The sequence below is a fragment of the Burkholderia orbicola genome (genome assembly GCF_900100915.1).
Lineage (GTDB): Bacteria > Pseudomonadota > Gammaproteobacteria > Burkholderiales > Burkholderiaceae > Burkholderia > Burkholderia orbicola.
In genome coordinates, this window is the sequence record NZ_FNKW01000002.1 from 2,023,675 (window position 1) to 2,041,438 (window position 17,764).

General features: G+C 68.5%; 17 protein-coding genes. 9 read left to right on the forward strand and 8 right to left on the reverse strand.

Annotated features, from left to right (window positions below):
* Nucleotides 1-89: 89 nt before the first annotated feature.
* Nucleotides 90-3,923, forward strand: coding sequence for a DUF748 domain-containing protein (locus BLS50_RS25970; protein ID WP_074805132.1), 3,834 nt, complete (start codon nucleotides 90-92; stop codon nucleotides 3,921-3,923).
* A gap of 69 nt (nucleotides 3,924-3,992) precedes the next feature.
* On the opposite strand, the gene BLS50_RS25975 is transcribed toward BLS50_RS25970, so the two are convergent.
* Nucleotides 3,993-4,214, reverse strand: coding sequence for a hypothetical protein (locus BLS50_RS25975; protein ID WP_011548933.1), 222 nt, complete (start codon nucleotides 4,212-4,214; stop codon nucleotides 3,993-3,995).
* A gap of 251 nt (nucleotides 4,215-4,465) precedes the next feature.
* On the opposite strand from BLS50_RS25975, the gene BLS50_RS25980 reads away from it, so the two are divergent.
* Together BLS50_RS25980 and BLS50_RS25985 are read left to right on the forward strand one after the other, a co-directional pair.
* Nucleotides 4,466-6,142, forward strand: coding sequence for an alkaline phosphatase family protein (locus tag BLS50_RS25980; protein WP_074805135.1), 1,677 nt, complete (start codon nucleotides 4,466-4,468; stop codon nucleotides 6,140-6,142).
* A 142-nt stretch (nucleotides 6,143-6,284) separates the two neighbouring features.
* Entirely contained in the window at nucleotides 6,285-6,479 is a 195-nt protein-coding gene (locus BLS50_RS25985) for a YqaE/Pmp3 family membrane protein (protein ID WP_006480346.1), read from the forward strand.
* 112 nt (nucleotides 6,480-6,591) lie between these two features.
* On the opposite strand, the gene BLS50_RS25990 is transcribed toward BLS50_RS25985, so the two are convergent.
* From BLS50_RS25990 to BLS50_RS26000, 3 genes are read right to left on the reverse strand one after another with little or no spacing between them, the layout of a single operon-like run.
* Nucleotides 6,592-6,771: a hypothetical protein gene (locus BLS50_RS25990; RefSeq protein WP_027809413.1), complete on the reverse strand. Its 180-nt coding sequence runs from the start codon at nucleotides 6,769-6,771 to the stop codon at nucleotides 6,592-6,594.
* Complete coding sequence (gene cydB, locus BLS50_RS25995) at nucleotides 6,743-7,750, reverse strand: cytochrome d ubiquinol oxidase subunit II (protein WP_011548943.1); 1,008 nt, start codon at nucleotides 7,748-7,750, stop codon at nucleotides 6,743-6,745. The genes BLS50_RS25990 and cydB overlap by 29 nt, the downstream gene beginning before the upstream one ends.
* Nucleotides 7,751-7,779: 29 nt before the next feature.
* Nucleotides 7,780-9,192, reverse strand: a complete 1,413-nt coding sequence (locus tag BLS50_RS26000; protein ID WP_027810180.1) for a cytochrome ubiquinol oxidase subunit I — start codon at nucleotides 9,190-9,192, stop codon at nucleotides 7,780-7,782.
* A 469-nt stretch (nucleotides 9,193-9,661) separates the two neighbouring features.
* Here BLS50_RS26000 and BLS50_RS26005 point away from each other — a divergent pair, with 469 nt between their 5' ends.
* The 3 genes from BLS50_RS26005 (at nucleotide 9,662) to ltaE (ending at nucleotide 11,683) form a co-directional block, all read left to right on the forward strand.
* The gene (locus tag BLS50_RS26005; RefSeq protein WP_074805137.1) at nucleotides 9,662-9,988 is read left to right on the forward strand and encodes a hypothetical protein; all 327 of its coding nucleotides are present in this window, start codon (nucleotides 9,662-9,664) and stop codon (nucleotides 9,986-9,988) included.
* Nucleotides 9,989-10,001: 13 nt separating this feature from the next.
* Entirely contained in the window at nucleotides 10,002-10,553 is a 552-nt protein-coding gene (locus tag BLS50_RS26010) for a YMGG-like glycine zipper-containing protein (protein ID WP_074805140.1), read from the forward strand.
* A gap of 116 nt (nucleotides 10,554-10,669) precedes the next feature.
* The gene (ltaE, locus tag BLS50_RS26015; RefSeq protein WP_074805143.1) at nucleotides 10,670-11,683 is read left to right on the forward strand and encodes a low-specificity L-threonine aldolase; all 1,014 of its coding nucleotides are present in this window, start codon (nucleotides 10,670-10,672) and stop codon (nucleotides 11,681-11,683) included.
* A 104-nt stretch (nucleotides 11,684-11,787) separates the two neighbouring features.
* Here the strand turns inward: ltaE and BLS50_RS26020 are convergent, their stop codons facing one another.
* Entirely contained in the window at nucleotides 11,788-12,000 is a 213-nt protein-coding gene (locus BLS50_RS26020) for a DUF1059 domain-containing protein (RefSeq protein ID WP_006480352.1), read from the reverse strand.
* Between the two features lie 163 nt (nucleotides 12,001-12,163).
* Nucleotides 12,164-13,069, reverse strand: coding sequence for an HTH-type transcriptional regulator ArgP (locus BLS50_RS26025; protein WP_011548948.1), 906 nt, complete (start codon nucleotides 13,067-13,069; stop codon nucleotides 12,164-12,166).
* Nucleotides 13,070-13,364: 295 nt separating this feature from the next.
* Between BLS50_RS26025 and BLS50_RS26030 the strand changes: the two genes are divergently transcribed.
* Together BLS50_RS26030 and BLS50_RS26035 are read left to right on the forward strand one after the other, a co-directional pair.
* A complete protein-coding gene (locus tag BLS50_RS26030; protein WP_074805146.1) occupies nucleotides 13,365-14,435 on the forward strand; it encodes a rhodanese-like domain-containing protein in 1,071 nt (356 codons plus the stop codon).
* Between the two features lie 126 nt (nucleotides 14,436-14,561).
* Nucleotides 14,562-15,221 (forward strand): glutathione S-transferase family protein, encoded by a 660-nt coding sequence (locus BLS50_RS26035; RefSeq protein ID WP_074805151.1) that lies wholly within the window; start codon nucleotides 14,562-14,564, stop codon nucleotides 15,219-15,221.
* Nucleotides 15,222-15,322: 101 nt separating this feature from the next.
* Here BLS50_RS26035 and BLS50_RS26040 read toward each other — a convergent pair whose 3' ends face one another.
* Nucleotides 15,323-16,015 carry a phosphatase PAP2 family protein gene (locus tag BLS50_RS26040; RefSeq protein WP_027809484.1) on the reverse strand — a complete coding sequence of 231 codons (693 nt, stop codon included), beginning with the start codon at nucleotides 16,013-16,015 and terminating at the stop codon, nucleotides 15,323-15,325.
* On the opposite strand from BLS50_RS26040, the gene BLS50_RS36075 reads away from it, so the two are divergent.
* Complete coding sequence (locus BLS50_RS36075; RefSeq protein ID WP_176934235.1) at nucleotides 15,974-16,273, forward strand: hypothetical protein; 300 nt, start codon at nucleotides 15,974-15,976, stop codon at nucleotides 16,271-16,273. The two genes, BLS50_RS26040 and BLS50_RS36075, sit on opposite strands and share 42 nt — an antisense overlap.
* A gap of 159 nt (nucleotides 16,274-16,432) precedes the next feature.
* On the opposite strand, the gene BLS50_RS26045 is transcribed toward BLS50_RS36075, so the two are convergent.
* On the reverse strand, nucleotides 16,433-17,671 hold the full coding sequence (locus tag BLS50_RS26045; RefSeq protein WP_011548952.1) for an MFS transporter: 1,239 nt from the start codon (nucleotides 17,669-17,671) through the stop codon (nucleotides 16,433-16,435).
* Between the last annotated feature and the right edge of the window lie 93 nt (nucleotides 17,672-17,764).

Here is a 17,764-nt window from a genome sequence, read left to right on the forward strand (position 1 = left end):
TCACCTCCTGAGCCTATACTTTCGGGATAGCGTGCGCGGCCGCCCGGTTCTCCGGGGCGGCCCGGCATCCATTCCCGAGGCATTCAAGCATGGCAAGCGCAGACAAAGAAAACGTACCCTCGACCCTCCATGCCCTCGGCGGCATTGCACGCTCGCGCCGGACCCGGCGCATCGGCATCGGCGTGCTGATCTTCCTCCTTTTATTCGGACTGCTCGGCTTCTTCGCGGCGCCGCCGCTGATCCGCCATGTCGCCGAACAGCAGTTGAGCAAGCAGCTCGACCGGCCGGCCACGATCCAGCGGATCGCACTGAACCCGTACACGCTGAACCTCGAGGCCGACGGCGTCCACCTCGGCGAGCGCGGCGGCCAGGGCGACTTCATCGACATCGGCAAGCTCGTCGTGAGGCCGTCGTGGTCGTCGCTGTTCCGCGGCGCGCCGATCGTCAACGAGGTCCGGCTCGATTCGCCGCGCTTTCACGTCGTTCGCTACGACGCGCAGCGCTTCAACTTCACCGACCTGATCGAGAAGTTCTCGTCGCCGACGCCGAAGCCGGACAGTAAGCCGACGCAATTCTCGGTGTCGAACATCCAGGTCAACGACGGCCGGATCGACTTCGACGATCGCCTGCTGAACGAAAAGCACGTGGTCGACAACTGGACGCTCGGCATTCCGTACATCGCGACGCTGGCCTCGAAGACCGACATCTTCGTCGAGCCGAAGCTGCGCGCGCGCTTCGACGGCAGCCCGATCTCGATCGACGGCAAGACCAAGCCGTTCGCGCAATCGCGCGAATCGGAGATCGCGCTGAAGTTCGACCGCCTCGACGTGCCGAAGCTGATCTCGTACGTGCCGGCGAAGCTGCCGGTGGCCGTGACGAGCGGCCTGCTCAGCAGCAACCTCACGGTCAATTTCGTGATGAGTGGTGAGACGCCCGCGCTGCGCGTGTCGGGCACCGTCGACCTGAACGACGCGAAGGTGACCGACCGCGCGTCGGCGCCGCTGTTCGCCGCGCGCGGCGTGCACGTCGCGGCGGCCGGGCTGGAACCGCTGCGCAACGCGATGCACTTCGACGAGATCCGGCTCGACCAGCCGGTGATCGACCTGTCGCGCGACAAGCAGGGCGTGCTGAACGTCGAGAAGCTCGTCGCGCAACCGGCCGCCGCGCCGAAGGCCGAAGCCGGCAAGCCGGCCGCGTCGGCCGCCGCCGTTTCTGCCGCCACCGCTTCCGGCGCGTCGTCCGGTGCTGTCGCCGCCGCCAGCACCGCGAAGGCCGAAGGCAGCGCCGCCGCGAAGGAAGCGCCGCCGCTCGACCTGACGATCCGTCATGTCGCGATCGACGGCGGCACGATCAACGTCGACGATCGCGTGCCGGCGACGCCCACCGCGCTGTCGCTGACGAAGCTCGCCGCGACGCTCGACGGCTTCACGCTGCAGGGCAAGACACCGGCGAAATACACGCTGTCGACGTCGCTGTCGCGCGGCGGCGACGTGACGGCCGAAGGCGCGTTCAATCTCGCCGCGAAGCAGGCCGACACGAAGTTGACGGTCGCCGCGCTCGCGCTGCCGGCGCTGCAGCCGTATCTCGGCGAGGCGACGCGCGCGCGCGTGCTCGACGGCACGCTCGGCGCGACCGTCAACGCGAAGACCGACTGGGGCAAGACGCCGCTCGCCGCCGAAGTCGCCGACAGCACGGTCAGCCTCAAGTCGCTGAAGATCGCCGCGCCTGACAACAAGGCGCCCGCGATCGCGCTGCCCGACGCGAGCGCGAAGATCGCGAAGATCGACGTCGCCGCGCGCACCGCCGAGATCGCGAGCGTCGACGCGAGCGGGCTCGCGCTCGACGTGAAGCGCCTGAAGGACGGCAAGATCGACCTCGCGGCGCTGGCCGAACCGGCGCAAGCCGCGGTGCCGCCGCGCACGGTCGCGCGCAAGGCCCAGGCCGCCGCGCCGTCGTGGCACTACCGGATCGACGCGCTGAACGTGAAGGACGCGTCCGCGAACTTCACCGACCTGTCGACGCCGCGCCCGGTGAAGCTGGCGATCAAGCCGCTGGAGCTGTCGGTGCAGAAGGTGAGCGACGACCTGACGAAGCCGCTGCCGGTGCAATTGAAGGCGACGCTGAACCGCAAGGGCTCGCTGAACGTGACGGGCGACGTGACCGCGCAGCCGCTGAAGCTCGGCCTGAAGATCAACGGCAACCGCCTCGATGCGGCCGCGTTCGAGCCGTACTTCGGCAGCGCGCTGAACGCGACGATCGCGAGCGCGCTGCTCAACGCGCAGGGCAATCTGACGTTCGCGCAGGTGAAGGACACGCCGCGCGCGACCTATCGCGGCGACGTCGCGCTGGTCGACGTGCGGATGCTCGACAAGGCGACTTCCGACCCATTCGCCGGCTGGCGCTCGCTCGCGCTGTCGAACCTGAAGGCGAACTACGACGAGAAGGGCACCGACGTCGACGCCGCGCGCGTGACGTTCTCGAACTTCTACGGCCGCGTGCTGCTCGACGCGCAGGGCCGGCTGAACCTGAAGGACGTGGTCGCGAAGGAGACGGGCCCCGCGCAGTCGCTCACGCGCGACGCGAGCAAGGGCGAGCCGGTGCCGCTGTCGCCGGGCGTGACGCCGCCGGCCGCCGCGCAGGCCGCCTCGGCCGCGGCCGCGCAGCAGGCGTCCGTGCCGGCCGCCGCGTCGGCGTCCGTGGTCGTGAAGGCCGCGCCGCAGCCGCAGAACCCGGTGCGGATGCACTTCGGCGAACTGCTGCTGCAGAACGGCCGCGTCACGTACACGGACAACTTCATCAAGCCGAACTACACGGCGAACCTCGTCGCGATCAAGGGCACGGTCGGCGCGTTCGGTACGGATTCGACGACGTCCGCGCCGGTCGACGTCGCCGCGAACCTCGCGGGCAACGGGCCGATCTCGATCAAGGGCTCGGTGAACCCGCTGATCGAGAAGCCGGCGCTCGACCTCACGGCCACCGCGCACGACATCGAGCTGACCAACCTGACGCCGTATTCGGCGAAGTATGCGGGCTATCCGATCACGAAGGGCAAGCTCAACGTCGACCTGCACTACCAACTCGCGAACGACCAGCTGTCGGCGAACAACCACATCTTCATCGACCAGCTGACGTTCGGCGATCGCGTCGAGAACGACACCGCGACGAAGCTGCCGGTGAAGCTCGCGATCTCGCTCTTGAAGAACACGCGCGGCCAGATCGACGTGAACCTGCCGGTGTCGGGCTCGCTGTCGAATCCGGAGTTCAGCGTCGGCGGGCTGATCTGGCACGCGGTGCTGAACCTGATCGCGAAGGCCGTCACGTCGCCGTTCACGCTGCTCGCGAATGCGTTCGGCGGCAGCGGCGGCGAGGATCTCGGCTACGTCGAGTTCGCGCCGGGCTCGTACGCGTTGACCGACGCGCAGCAGAAGAAGCTCGATACCGTCGTGAAGATGCTGACCGAGAAGCCGTCGATCCGCCTCGACCTGATCGGCCGCGTCGATCCGGCGCAGGACACGCCGGGCCTGCGCGACGCGTACGTCGAGCGGCTGGTGCGCCAGCAGAAGCTGAAGGACGTGGTGGGTCAGGGCGAGAGCATCGATCCGATGTCGGTGAAGGTCGACAAGGCCGAATACTCGAAGTACCTGACGCGCGCGTACAAGGCCGCCGACTTCAAGAAGCCGCGCAACCTGGTGGGCCTGCAGAAGACGCTGCCCGATGCGGACATGAAGCAGGCGCTCGCCGATCACGCGCCGGCCGACGACAACGCGCTGCGTGCGCTCGCGCAGCAGCGCGCGCAGGCCGTGCGCCAGTATCTCGACGGCAAGATCGATTCGAGCCGCATGTTCGTCGTCGCGCCGAAGCTGGATGCGAAGGGCATCTCGGACAAGGGCGCGACGACCCGCGTCGACTTTGGGCTGCAGTAAGCGTTACCGCCGCCCGTCATCCCTCATCCGCCGCCACGCCCGCACCCGTCGGGCGTGGCGGCGTTTTTTTCAGCGCCCGGCGATCGCCGGTTCGCGCTTGTCCAGCTCCTTCCTCGCGGCCAGCGGCAGACGCGCGTCGTCCCACTGCGTCAGCCATTCGACTTCCTTCGCGGTAAACACCTGTCCGTAGTTGCGCAACGCGTACTGCAGCGCGTCGACGACGTGATGGCGAATGATTTCGGGGGTACGTGCATCGTCCAGCACGAACCGGAGAGCTTCCAGGGTTGACATAGTCGTGCTCCGGGTCAGGGAAAACCCTTTATCACACGCCAATAGTCGCGGGCCAAGTCGAAAAAAATCCCGTCGCACGGGCCGTGCGCACGCGAGTGTCGCGGATTGCGACCCCTTCATGTCATTTGCGATTGGTTACGTTTGACAGAGAACAGAAAGCCCCGCTTCATCCGACCGCCGCACGGCCCGGCGATATTTTGCGCGCCTGATGGCAGGCCACGCAGTTCAACATCAATCGATGAGGTGGGGTGATGATTTCCAGGTTCGTCAAGCAACGAAACGTGGCGGTGATGGTGGCGGGTGCGCTGGCGCTCGCAAGCGCGGGCGTGTACGCGGCGCAACAGGACGGTAACGCTCAGGGCGAGAGCAACGGCCGGCCGAGCCGCGTCGTGAAGCACGTGCTGCTGCTGAGCATCGACGGCCTGCACGAGCAGGATCTGGCGCGCTGCATCGGCGCGAATACGTGCCCGAACCTCGCAGTGCTCGCGAAGAGCGGCGTGACGTACGCGAATGCGTACACGCCGGGGCTGTCGGATTCGTTCCCCGGCCTCGCCGCACTGGTGACGGGTGGCTCGCCGAAGACGGCCGGCCTGTTCTACGACGTGTCGTACGACCGCAACCTGTACGCGCCGAGCGACACGACGTGCTCGGGCAAGCAGGGCTGGAACGTCGTGTTCGACGAGACGACCGGCATCGACGCGCAGAACGGCGGCGCGCTCGTGCACCTCGACGGCGGCGGCGCGTTCAATCCGCAGGCGATCCCGCATGCGAAGGTCAACGGCCAGTGCGTGCCGGTCTACCCGCACAACTACGTGAAGACCAACACGGTGTTCGAGGCCGTCAAGGCCGGTGTGCCGAATGCGCGCACCGCGTGGGCCGACAAGCACGCGTGGGGCTACGACTGGCTGAACGGCCCGTCGGGCACCGGCGTCGACGACCTGATGCGCACCGAGATCAATTCGATCGACCCGGCGACCAACACCGACTATACGGACGTCTACTCGCACACCGCGCGCTTCGACAACCTGCACGTGCAGGCGCTGATCCGCCAGATCGGCGGCCGCGATTCGAGCGGCACGAAGACCGCGCCGGTGCCGACGCTGTTCGGTGCGAACTTCCAGACGCTGAGCGTCGCGCAGAAGGCGCCGGTCGCGAAGGGCGGCGGCTATCTCGACGCCGATTTCACGCCGAACGGGCAGGTTGCGAACGCGATCACGTATGTTGACGACGCGATCGGCCACGTCGTCGCGGCGTTGAAGCAGGCGAACCTGTATTCGTCGACGGCCGTGATCGTCACGGCGAAGCACGGCCAGTCGCCGAGCGATCACACGAAGCTCGTGAAGAACGGCGACACGCTGACGAAGCTGCTCGAAGCGAACAATTTCCTCGACCCGAACGGCAACTTCGGCCAGAACAACACGACGACGGGCAACCTGAACGACGGTTCGGGCCTGGTCGGCACGGGCTTCGTGCAGACCGACGACGTCGGGCTGATCTGGCTGCGCGACCGCAGCCAGCGCACGGCCGTCGTGCAGGCGCTGAAGGCGAACCTCGGCTGCAACGCGCCGGGGATCTGCGCGGACGGCCCGCAGGCGTACGTGCTGTACGGCGCGGCGCTGGCCGACCGCTTCGGCGATCCGGCCAACGGCCGCACACCGGACATCGTCGTCCAGCCGAATCCGGGCGTGATCTACACGTCGAGCACGAAGAAGGACGAGGAGCACGGTGGCAACGCGCCGGACGACAGCCACCTCGGCCTGCTCGTGTCGTATCCGGGCATTCATCGTGCGCGCACGGTGAACGATGTCGTCGGCACGAAGCAGGTCGCGCCGACGATCCTCGCGCTGCTCGGCGCCGATCCGCGCCTGCTGCAGGCGGTCGTGGCCGAGAACACGCGCGTGCTGCCGGGGCTCGGTATCGGGCGTTGAGCGTGGGGAAGGGCGGTACGCCTGCGGCATGACCCGGGCGCATCACGGCGCCGCGATGCCGGTGCATGGCTTGAATTCAGGCGCGTGCACCGGCATATTCGTCGCGCATCACCCGTTCAACGACGTACCGAGAGGATCGTTCATGCGTCTACTGCTTGCCCTGCTGCTCCCGTGGTTCCAGTTCTTCACGATCGGCCGCCCGATCGCCGGGATCATTTGCCTGCTCCTGCAACTCACGATCATCGGCTGGCTGCCGGCCGCGATCTGGTCGGTGTATGCGCTGAGCCAGTACAAGACCGATCGCAAGATCGACGCGGCGCTGCGCGGACGGGGGTAGGCGGAGGGCGTGGTGGCGTCGCGTTTCAAGCGGCGCATGCGAACCTGGCAAATCGGCCGGCGATATGAAAACGGCCGCTACGATCGTCGTTCGATCGCAGCGGCCGCTCCGCCTACTTCACCGCAAACAGCGTCAGGTTCATGAAGATCTTGAACGCATAGCCGAGCGTGACGGCGCCGACCACGCCGCCCGCCCACAGAACGACGAACCACATCCAGCCGCGCATCCGCGGCCGCGGCGCGCCGGGCTGGCCGGCGGTGGAATCAGTGGTGGTAGTAATGCTGGTCTTCATGGCGCACCTTGCCTCGGAATACCCAATAACCCATCGTCGTGTAGGCGATGATGATCGGGAGGATAACCGCTGCGCCGACCAGCGTGAAGGTCTGGCTCGAACGCGGCGCCGCCGCTTCCCAGATCGTCATCGTCTGAGGAATCGCATACGGGAACAGCGTGACGAGCAGGCCGACGTAGCCGAGCAGCACCAGCGCCAGCGCGAGCACGAACGGCGTCATGTCGTGCCGGTCGCGCACCGCGCGGCGCATCCACACCGCGCACGCGGCGACCAGGAACGGCACCGGCAGCAGGCGCCAGAACAGGCCCGATTCGAACCAGCGCTGCGCGATGGCCGGGTCCTGCAGCGGCGTCCAAAGGCTGACGATCGCGATGAAGCCGAGCAGCACGACGGTCAGCGGCCACACGACGCGATGCAGGCGGCGCTGCAGGTCGCCTTCGGTCTTCGCGACGAGCCAGCAGCAGCCGAGCAGCGCGTATGTCACGATCAGGCCGAGGCCGGTCAGCAGGCTGAACGGCGTGAGCCAGTCGAACGCACCGCCCGCGTACACGCCGTCCTTCACGTCGATGCCCTGCAGGAACGCGCCGAGCGCGATGCCCTGGAACAGCGTCGCGCCGGCCGAGCCGCCGATGAACGCGAGATCCCACAGCTGCTTCGTGCGCCGCGCCTTCGCGCGGATCTCGAACGACACGCCGCGGAAGATCAGGCACACCAGCATGAAGATCAGCGGCAGGTACAGCGCCGACAGCACGGTCGAATAGACGATCGGGAACACGGCGAACAGCCCGGCGCCGCCGAGCACGAGCCACGTCTCGTTGCCGTCCCACACGGGCGCGACCGTGTTCATCATCAGGTCGCGTTCCTTTTCGTCCGGGAAGAACGGGAAGACGATGCCGATGCCGAGGTCGAAGCCGTCGAGCACGACGTACATGAAGAGCCCCAATGCGATGATTGCGGCCCAGATTACGGTGACGTCCATAGGTTTTCTCGTTTGCGAATGGGGTAGGCTCAGACGGTCTCGATCAGCTCGTCGACGGCCGACATCGGGCGGCGCGCGGTGTGATCGGGGCGCGTGTCCGGTTTATCGTCGTGCTCGACGTCGGGCAGCGCCGGGCCGGCCTTCATCAGCTTCAGCATGTAGTACACGCCCGTGCCGAACACCAGGAAGTACACGATCACGAACGTCATCATCGACAGGCTGACCTGCTGCACCGACAGCGGCGACACGGCCTGCGCGGTGCGCATCACGCCATACACGACCCACGGCTGGCGGCCGGCTTCGGTCGTGACCCAGCCCGCGAGCAGCGACACGAAACCGGTCGGGCCCATCACGAGCGCGAAGCGCTGGAACCACTTCGATTCGTACAGGCGGCCGCGGCGGCGCAGCAGCCACGCGAGCGCGGCGAGGCCGATCATCGCGAAGCCGAGGCCGACCATGATCCGGAAGCTCCAGAACACGACCGTCGAATTCGGGCGGTCCTCAGGCGGGAAGTCCTTCAGCCCGCGGATTTCGCCGTCCCAGCTGTGCGTGAGGATCAGGCTGCCGAGGTGCGGCACCTTCACCGCGTAGCGGGTCGTTTCCGCCTGCATGTCCGGAATGCCGAACAGGTTGAGCGCGGTGCCGCCCTTTTCGGTTTCCCACAGCCCCTCGATCGCGGCGATCTTCGCGGGCTGGTGCTTCAGCGTGTTGATGCCGTGCTGGTCGCCGATCACGGCCTGCAGCGGCGCGAGCACCAGCAGCAGCCACAGCGCCATCGAGAACATCTTCTTCACGCCCTTGTCGCGGCGGCCCTTCAGCAGGTGCCACGCGCCGGTCGCGGCCACCACGAGCGCGGCGACGATGAACGCGGCGATCGCCATGTGGAACAGGCGGTACGGGAACGACGGGTTGAAGATGATCGCGAACCAGTCGGTCGGCACGACGCGGCCGTCGACGATCTCGAAGCCCTGCGGCGTCTGCATCCAGCTGTTCGACGCGAGGATCCAGAACGTCGAGATCAGCGTGCCGATCGCGACCATCAGCGTCGCGCCGAAGTGCGCGCGCGGGCTCACGCGGTTCCAGCCGAACAGCATGATGCCGAGGAAGCCGGCCTCGAGGAAGAACGCGGTCATGACCTCGTACATCAGCAGCGGGCCGGTGACGGCGCCGGCGAAGCTCGAGAAGCCCGACCAGTTGGTGCCGAACTGATAGCTCATCACGACGCCGGACACGACGCCCATCCCGAACGCGACCGCGAAGATCTTCGACCAGAACAGGCAGAGGGTCTTGTAGTACTGCTTGCCGGTCTTCAGCCAGCGATATTCGAGCACGGCGATGAAGCTGGCGAGGCCGATGCTCAGCGCCGGGAAGACGATGTGAAAGGAGACGGTGAACGCGAATTGCAGGCGGGCCAGATCGAGGGCCGAAAGTGCGGTGTCCATACCAGATGACCGAAGCTGACGATACCCGCCGGCGGGTGCCGGCGGACCCCGGCGGACAGGCGTCGGGGTTGGCTGGAGTATGGGCCGCGATGTTGCACCGCGAAATGCGCCAACTCGTCGCAGATGTCCAGTCTGTCGCGCACCATTTCGGGATAAATCGTTGATTCGTATCAAGAAGGTCGTTCGCAGTGCGTGCGGTCGCGGCGTGGCGGTCTGACGCACGTGCGTCAATATGGCGCGTCGCGTCATCGGAACGGTTTTGCGCATGCGCCAACCGCGTGCCGGGACGGCGATCGGTTTCGATCCGTTAGCGCGTAACGCGACCGTCCGGACGGGCGGCCCCGTTTGTCACACGGGTAACGTCGCGCAACATTCGCGCGCTCGCCCGTAATGGATGCCGGATCGCGTGCGGCGTAGCGTTCGGGATGCCGGGTTCGCATCGGCGAACCGGCCAGCCGGAGAACGTGACGTGAATGGATTGAAGCTCGCACTGGGCGCGGCGGCCGCGGTGGCGGTCGCGACGGGCGGCGTGGCGCATGCCGCCCGGGTCGGGGTCTATATCGGCCCCGGCTACCCGTATTACGCCCCGGTCGTCCCTGCGCCTTACTACTACCCGCCACCCGTCGTCGCGGTGCCGGTCGCTCCGCCGCCGCCGACCGAGTATGTCGAGCAGGGGCAGCCGCAGGACAACGGCGACGCGGACCTCTGGTACTACTGCGACGCGTCGAAGCATTACTACCCGTACGTGAAGACCTGCAAGTCGGGCTGGCGCTCGGTGCCGGCGCGGCCGCAGTGACGGAGGCGCAACGATGAAAACCGTATTTCGACCGCTGCGCGTGCCGGCGGTACTGTCGCTCGCCGCGCTGCTCGGTGCGTGCGCCTACCTGCCGACCGGGCCGAGCGTGATGGCGCTGCCGGGCACCGGCAAGTCATTCGACCAGTTCCGCGCCGACGACGGCAGTTGCCGGCAGTACGCGTTCCAGCAATCGGGCGGCGTGAGCGCCGGGCAGGCGTCGACCGCGAGCGCGGTCGGCAGCGCGGCCGTCGGCACCGCGCTCGGTGCGGCGGCCGGCGCCGCGTTCAACGGCGGCACCGGCGCGGCGGTCGGCGCGGGCGCGGGGCTGCTCGCGGGCAGCGTCGTCGGCGCGGGCGCCGCGCAGGGCTCGGCCTATGACGTCCAGCGCCGCTACGACTACGCGTATCTGCAGTGCATGTATGCGACCGGCAATCGCGTGCCGGTGCCGGGCGGGATGAGCGGCGGTAGTGGCGGCGGATATGGCGGGGGCGGATACGGCACCGCGCCGCGCGCGGCGCCGCCGATGCCGCCGGCGGGCGTCCAGCCGCCGCCGCCGCGATATTGACGCGCGATCGCGGCGTATCCATCGGCACATGCCGCGTGAATTGCGTACACTCTGAGTCTCGTTTTCGGCGGGGCCGGGCGCAGGGATACCGGTCCGCGTTCACTCAGGGCACAGCGATGATCGATTTACGCAGCGATACCGTGACACGTCCGGGCCAGGCGATGCTGGCCGCCATGACCGCCGCCGAAACCGGCGACGACGTCTGGGGCGACGACCCGACCGTTTTGCGCCTGCAGGCGGTGACGGCCGAGCGGGCCGGCAAGGAAGCCGGCCTGTTTTTTCCGAGCGGCACGCAGAGCAACCTGGCCGCGCTGATGTCGCATTGCGAGCGCGGCGACGAGTACATCGTCGGCCAGCTCGCCCACACCTACAAGTACGAAGGCGGCGGCGCGGCCGTGCTGGGCAGCATCCAGCCGCAACCGATCGAGAACGCGCCGGACGGCACGCTGCCGCTCGCGAAGATCGCCGCGGCGATCAAGCCGCTCGACAATCACTTCGCCCGCACGCGCCTGCTCGCGCTTGAAAACACGATCGGCGGCCAGGTCCTGCCGGAAGGCTATGTGCAGGAAGCCGTCGCGTTCGCGCGCAGCCGTGGGCTGGCCACGCACCTCGACGGCGCGCGCGTGTGCAACGCGGCCGTCGCGTCGGGGCGCCCGATCGCCGAGCTGTGCGCGCCGTTCGACACCGTGTCGATCTGCTTCTCGAAAGGGCTCGGTGCACCGGTGGGCTCGGTGCTGGTCGGCAGCCGTGCGCTGATCGAGCGCGCGCAGCGCTGGCGCAAGGTGCTGGGCGGCGGGATGCGGCAGTCGGGCATTCTCGCGGCGGCATGCCTGTATGCGCTCGATCACAACGTCGAGCGGCTCGCGGACGATCACGCGAACGCCGCGCATCTCGCGGCCGGCCTCGCGCGCATCGACGGCGTGAAGGTGCTGTCGCATGCGACGAACATGGTGTTCGCGCAATTCCCCGAAGCCGATTGCGCGCCGCTCGAGGCGTGGCTCAAGGAACGCGGGATTCTCACGCAAATGCTGTACGCGTCGCGCTTCGTCACGCATTGCGACGTGTCGCGCGCGGACATCGACACGTTCCTCGGCGCGGTGGGCGCGTATTTCTCGCAGCGGCGCGCGTGAAACGGAACGCGCCGGCCGGCGACGGGCCGGCGCGACGTGGCATGACGCAAGACGCGGAGGGTTGACGCGGCGCGTCGTCGGTCGATCGATGCCGTGCCGGCGGATTACGCCTGCCGCGGCGTGTCGGCGGGCGGCGTGCCGTCGTGGAACAGCGATTTCAGCTGCGTGCGCAGTTCGGCGCTGTCGGTGTGCTGGTGCACCGAGACCGCATGCTGCACGGCGGCCTCCAGCAGTTCGTTGTCGGAGTCGGCGGAAATCGCGACCGAGCAATGCATCGCGCTGGGAAACTCGCGGCAATCGATATAGCGGCGGGACATGATGTTCTCCTCACATGAAAGGGAACGGCCGGACCGGGATGATCGGCCGCGCGGCGCGTTCGCGAGGCCGATGGAAAAAGTATAGGCGGCGCGGCCGACTTTCTCGTCGGAGTGCGTACCGCGCCGGCCGGCCGTGTCGATCGCCGGCGCGGCTGCCGGCGCGTTACGGCAACGGTGCGAGCAACCGCCGCGCCGCTTCGACTACCCGCTCCGACAGCGACGCCATCGTCGGCGACTGCACCGTCCACGCGTGCCAGTACAGCGTGACGTCGGTCGGATGCGCGGGCGCGAGATCGACGAGCCCCTGCGCATCGAGCGGCGCGGTGCCGATCAGCGGCTCCGGCACCATCGCGTAGCCGAGCCCGTGCCGCACCGCCGCGAAGTGCGAATGGGTGCCCGGCACGTAATGGCACGGGTACGCGCCGTCCGGCAACCCGAACTTCTCCTTCAGGAACGACGACTGCAGCGTGTCGCGCCGCGAATACGCGACGACGGGCGCGTGGCGCGCGCTCGTGCGGTTCAGCCCGCGCGGAAACCAGCGCACCGCGAACGCGGCGGCCGCGAGCAGCCGGTAGCGCATCGTGCCGAGCGGCGTCGCGAGGCAGCCGCGCATCGGCTTCGGCTCGGTCGTCACGCAGCCGACCGCCATCCCGCTTTCGAGCAGCGCGAACGTGTGATCCTGATCCTCGACGATCAGCTCGAACAGGATTCGCTCGCCGGCGAGCACCGACGTCAGCGCGGGCAGGAACCACGTGCCGAGGCTGTCGGCGTTCAGCGCGATCGTGACCGAGATCGGCGATTCGCGCTCGGCCGCGAGCGTGCTCTGCAAGTCGGCCTGCAGCAGCGCGACGCGGCGCAGGTGCTGCAGCACGCGCTGCCCGGCCACCGTCGGGCGGCACGGCCGCGTGCGCAAGACGAGCGGCGTGCCGAGGCTCGCCTCCAGCGCGCGGACCCGCTGCGTGACGGCGGACGCGGTCACGTGCAGGCGCACGGCCGCCTGCTCGAAGCTGCCGGTGTCGGCGACGGCCAGCAGCGCGGCGGCCTGCTTCGGATCGATCGTCATCGACATGTCGGGAGTATTCCTGTGATCGGAGACGAGAACAGGCGGTAGTGTAAGGCAGCATGCACTGCGGTCCCGGCGGTGAATCGTCCGCGCTGCCCGATTCGTCGTCGGAATCGCGCACCGCGTAGGGGATGCGCGGCGATGCGGGCATTTTGATCTACGCTGTATGGGTGTGCGCGATGCGGCGGGTGCGATGCCGCGCGCGTGGCGGCGAGGTCGTCATGCCGACGCCCGACGACGATATGCAGTATGCCGATCCGACTACACCCCACTGAAGAACCCGCGACGGAGCCACAGAGCAATGATCTTCCGGCAACTTTTCGATCCGCAATCGTCGACGTACACGTATCTGCTCGCCGACCGCGCATCGCGCGAGGCGCTGCTGATCGATCCCGTGTTCGAGCAGGTGCGCCGCGACGCGGCGCTGCTCGACGAACTCGGATTGCGGCTCGTCGCGACCGTCGATACGCACGTGCATGCCGATCACGTGACGGGCGCGTGGCTGCTGAAGCAGCGCACGGGCAGCGCGATCGCGATCTCGGCCGCGAGCGGCGCGCACGGCGCCGACCGCTACCTGAACGACGGCGACCGCTGTGCATTCGGCCCGCGCTACCTGACCGTGCGCGCGACACCCGGCCACACGAGCGGCTGCATCAGCCTCGTACTCGACGACGAATCGATGGCGTTCACCGGCGATTGCCTGCTGATCCGCGGCACCGGCCGCACCGACTTCCAGCAGGGCGACCCGCGTGCGCTGTATCGCGCGGTGCACGGCCGGATCTTCACGCTGCCGGCCGCGTGCTTGCTCTATCCTGCGCACGACTATCGGGGGCTCACCGTGACGAGCGTCGGTGAGGAGCGGCGCTTCAACCCGCGTCTCGGCGGCGATCTCAGCGAGGACGATTTCGCGGGCTACATGCGCAACCTCGGGCTCGCGCATCCGCGCCAGATCGACGTCGCGGTGCCGGCGAACCTGCAGTGCGGCGTCGCCGCGAACGCGCCCGACGCGCAGGCGGCAGCCGACTGGGCGCCGCTCGTCTATACGTTCGCCGGCTTCTGGGAAATCGATCCGCAATGGCTCGAGGATCATCTGCCGGCCGTGCAGGTCGTCGACGTGCGCGAACCGGACGAATTCGCGGGCCCGCTCGGCCATCTGCCCGGCGCGACGCCGATCCCGCTCGGCGAACTGGCCGCGCGCATCGGCGAAATCGCGCACGACCGGCCGGTGGTGACCGTGTGCCGGGCCGGCGGGCGCTCCGCGCAGGCGACGGTGATCCTGAAGAAGGCCGGCTTCGACGCGGTCGCGAACCTCGGCGGCGGGATGCTGCGCTGGCGCGCCGAAGGGCGCGTCGTGATGGACGGCCGATCGTAGCGGCCCAGGCAGTCTCTCGAAAAAAATGCCGGACCGATGTCGAAACGGCCGGGCGCCGTTCGTCGTCAAGGTATCCGATCACGTGGCGCCGCACGACGTGGCGCCGAAACCCAGAGAGACCCCGCGATGATGCCGACGCTTTACGCCCATCCCTTTTCGTCCTACTGCCAGAAGGTGCTGACCGCGCTGTACGAGAACGGCACGCCGTTCGAGTATCGCGTGCTCGCGCACGACGATCCGAAACCGATGCAGGAACTGACCGCGCTGTGGCCGCTGAAGCGCTTCCCGGTGCTCGTCGACGCGGGCCGCACGGTGATCGAGGCGACGATCATCATCGAGTATCTCGGTCTCGCCCATCCGGGCCCCGTGCGCCTGCTGCCCGACGATCCCCGCGCCGCGCTCGAGGTGCGCACGATGGACCGCTTCTTCGACAACTACGTGGCGACGCCGCAGCAGAAGGTCGTGTTCGATGCGCTGCGGCCGGAAGCCGAGCGCGATGCGCGCGGGGTGGCCGATGCGCGTGCGATGCTCGACACGTCGTATGCGTGGCTCGACAAGACGATGGCCGAGCGCGAATGGGCGGCCGGCGACCGTTTCAGCCTCGCCGATTGCGGCGCGGCGCCGTTCCTGTTCTACGCGGACTGGACGCACCGGATCGATCCGGCGTTCGCGAACGTGATCGCGTACCGCAAGCGTCTGCTCGCGCGGCCGTCGTTTGCGCGCGCGGTCGACGAGGCACGGCCGTATCGTTCGTTCTTTCCGCTTGGTGCGCCCGATCGCGACTGACGGGCGCGGCCGTCGCACCGCGTGCCGCGGCCGCGCATGGCCGGCAGCGCGCGCCGGGGCGACGGAACGACAGCAGCAGCGGCAGCATCGCGCGGTGGCCGTCACATCGTGCGCGTGGCCGACTGCGCGAGCGTCAGCAGTTCGTCGAACTGCGTGATTAACTCGAAGCACAGCAGGAACGCGAGCGTATAGGCCGGCGCGGGGAAGCGCCGGATCATCTCCAGCACCTGCGGCGCGAAGCGCGAGCGGATCGCGTCGCGCGTCAGCAGCCACGCGATCGCGATGCCGATCGCCGCGCCCGCGATCAGGTCGGTCGGATAGTGAAAGCCGAGATACGCGCGCGGCAGGCAGATGAACACGACCGAATACAGCAGCGCGACGATGCCGACGCGGCGCGCGATGATGAAGATGCCGGTCGCGATCGCCATCCACAGCATCGCGTGATCGCTCGGAAACGAACTCCATGTCTGCAGCGTCGCCGCACGCAATCCGGCCGACGGAAAGTGCAGGTGCAGGTCGGGGTTGTAGATCGGCCGCACGCGGAATGGCAGCACCTGCGCCAGCACGCGGCCGACGGCGAGCGCGATGAGCCCGCTCGCGACGGTGGCGACGACCAGCTCGCGTTGTCGCTCGCGGGTCGGGCCGGGCTGGAACCACAGCCAGCACAGCACCGGAATGAGCACGAAGCCCTTGAACGTGTAGAGGCCGGCGATCACGCGGATTGCGTGATTCATCAGCGGCCCGAACGTCACATGAGTGAGGAAGACCTGGATCGTGGTGTCGAAATTATTCATGTCCTGTGCGACCCGGACGGACGCGCAGCGCATGACAGGCGGCCGGCTGGATCGAAAAGCGCGCTCGCACGGAGCGCAATGGGGGGCAAGTATGTCACCCGTTATTTCGAAGAAAATGCGAAAAAATACCGGGATTCCCCTGATGAAGCGGGACCGGATGGTGGGGCCGGATGGGTGCGCGCCGTGCGGCGCGGCAAGGCCGAATCGTCCGACGTTTGCGTGCGGGCGTGCAGGGCCGCCGGAAAAATATTTGGGTGAACTGGACAATTCGGTATGCCGCCGCGGACCTTGCGCCGGATGAACGATTGCCGTGCCGGCGCGGCGCGAATCTGCCGGGCGGCGCAGCGTCACGCGCACCGATAAAAAAAACGGGCAAGCCTCATAGGCTTGCCCGTCGGCGTGACGCGATGCCCGACTTCAGTTGCGCCACACCCGCACGGCGAGCGCGGCCAGCGACGTCGCGACGGCCAGCGCGGTCACCGCATTCCAGCCCAGTTGCGCGAGCAACAAACTGCCGATCGCGGCGCCGGCCGCCATCCCGATGAACATGCCGACGAACAGCACAGCGTTGAGGCGGCTGCGCGACGCGGGATCGATCCGGTAGACGATCGACTGGTGCGCGATCAGCGTCGCCTGCACACCGAGATCGAAGCCGATCGTCGCGACCGCGAGCAGCACGAGCTGCGCATGCGGCGACATCAGCGGCGCAGCGGCCATCGACGCGAACGACAGCGTCGCGATGCCGATCCCGATCCGCGTGACGCGCTCCGGGCCGTGATGGTCGGCCAGGCGCCCGGCGACCGGTGCGGCGAGCGCGCCGGCGGCGCCCGCAAGACCGAAGGCGCCGGCGGCCGCGCTGCCGAGGTGGAACGGCGCGCCGTGCAGCATCACCGCGAGCGTCGACCAGAAGGCGCTGAACCCGACGGCCAGCAGCCCCTGCGCGAGGGCGGCGCGGCGCAGTGCCGAATGCGCGCGCCACAGCGCGCCGAGCGAGCCGATCAGCGCGCGATACGGCAGCCGCGTGGTCGGCTCGAAGCGCGGCAACCCGCGCGCGGCCACGGCGCCGATCACGGCGACGCTGGCGGCCGCGAGCGCGAACATCGCGCGCCAGCCGGCCGTCTCGGCGACGAATCCGGCCACGACGCGCGACAGCAGGATGCCGAGCAGCAACCCCGTCATCACCGTGCCGACGATCCGGCCGCGATGCGCGTCGTGTGCGAGCGTCGCGGCGGCCGGCACGACGTCCTGCGCCATCGTCGCGGCGAGGCCGATCGCGAAGCTCGCCGCGAGCAGCAGCCCGAGCGACGGCGCGATCGACGCCAACAGCAGCGCGACGACCAGCGCGGCGGCCTTGGTCACGATCACGCGGCGCCGGTCGAAGCGGTCGCCGAGCGGCGCGAGCAGCAGGATGCCGAGCGCATAGCCGAGCTGCGTGAGCGTCGGCACGAAGCCGATCGCCCGCGCCGACGCGCCGAGATCGGGCGCGAGCGCGCCGAGCATCGGCTGCGCGTAGTAGAGCGGGGCGACGCCGAGGCCGGCGGCGGCCGCGAGCAGCAGCACGAGCCGGCGATCGGGCATCGAATGGGCGGCCGCGGCCGGACGGGCCGGGGCGTGCGCCGCGCGGGGCGCGGCATCGAGACGGGTCGGGGTGGACATCGCGTACATCCTCGGTGGAAGAATGGGATGGACGCGAGTGTGGCGGTACGCGGCCGGCGACGGTAGTGCCGCCCCGCGCAGATTTGTTATACG

What these genes read in the sequence shown, in the direction of transcription:
- BLS50_RS25970 (WP_074805132.1), top strand. Translation starts at nt 90, where the DNA reads ATGGCAAGCGCAGACAAAGAAAACGTACCCTCGACCCTCCATGCCCTC.
- BLS50_RS25975 (WP_011548933.1), bottom strand. Translation starts at nt 4,214, where the DNA reads ATGTCAACCCTGGAAGCTCTCCGGTTCGTGCTGGACGATGCACGTACC.
- BLS50_RS25980 (WP_074805135.1), top strand. Translation starts at nt 4,466, where the DNA reads ATGATTTCCAGGTTCGTCAAGCAACGAAACGTGGCGGTGATGGTGGCG.
- BLS50_RS25985 (WP_006480346.1), top strand. Translation starts at nt 6,285, where the DNA reads ATGCGTCTACTGCTTGCCCTGCTGCTCCCGTGGTTCCAGTTCTTCACG.
- BLS50_RS25990 (WP_027809413.1), bottom strand. Translation starts at nt 6,771, where the DNA reads ATGAAGACCAGCATTACTACCACCACTGATTCCACCGCCGGCCAGCCC.
- cydB (WP_011548943.1), bottom strand. Translation starts at nt 7,750, where the DNA reads ATGGACGTCACCGTAATCTGGGCCGCAATCATCGCATTGGGGCTCTTC.
- BLS50_RS26000 (WP_027810180.1), bottom strand. Translation starts at nt 9,192, where the DNA reads ATGGACACCGCACTTTCGGCCCTCGATCTGGCCCGCCTGCAATTCGCG.
- BLS50_RS26010 (WP_074805140.1), top strand. Translation starts at nt 10,002, where the DNA reads ATGAAAACCGTATTTCGACCGCTGCGCGTGCCGGCGGTACTGTCGCTC.
- ltaE (WP_074805143.1), top strand. Translation starts at nt 10,670, where the DNA reads ATGATCGATTTACGCAGCGATACCGTGACACGTCCGGGCCAGGCGATG.
- BLS50_RS26020 (WP_006480352.1), bottom strand. Translation starts at nt 12,000, where the DNA reads ATGTCCCGCCGCTATATCGATTGCCGCGAGTTTCCCAGCGCGATGCAT.
- BLS50_RS26025 (WP_011548948.1), bottom strand. Translation starts at nt 13,069, where the DNA reads ATGTCGATGACGATCGATCCGAAGCAGGCCGCCGCGCTGCTGGCCGTC.
- BLS50_RS26030 (WP_074805146.1), top strand. Translation starts at nt 13,365, where the DNA reads ATGATCTTCCGGCAACTTTTCGATCCGCAATCGTCGACGTACACGTAT.
- BLS50_RS26035 (WP_074805151.1), top strand. Translation starts at nt 14,562, where the DNA reads ATGATGCCGACGCTTTACGCCCATCCCTTTTCGTCCTACTGCCAGAAG.
- BLS50_RS36075 (WP_176934235.1), top strand. Translation starts at nt 15,974, where the DNA reads ATGAGTGAGGAAGACCTGGATCGTGGTGTCGAAATTATTCATGTCCTG.
- BLS50_RS26040 (WP_027809484.1), bottom strand. Translation starts at nt 16,015, where the DNA reads ATGAATAATTTCGACACCACGATCCAGGTCTTCCTCACTCATGTGACG.
- BLS50_RS26045 (WP_011548952.1), bottom strand. Translation starts at nt 17,671, where the DNA reads ATGTCCACCCCGACCCGTCTCGATGCCGCGCCCCGCGCGGCGCACGCC.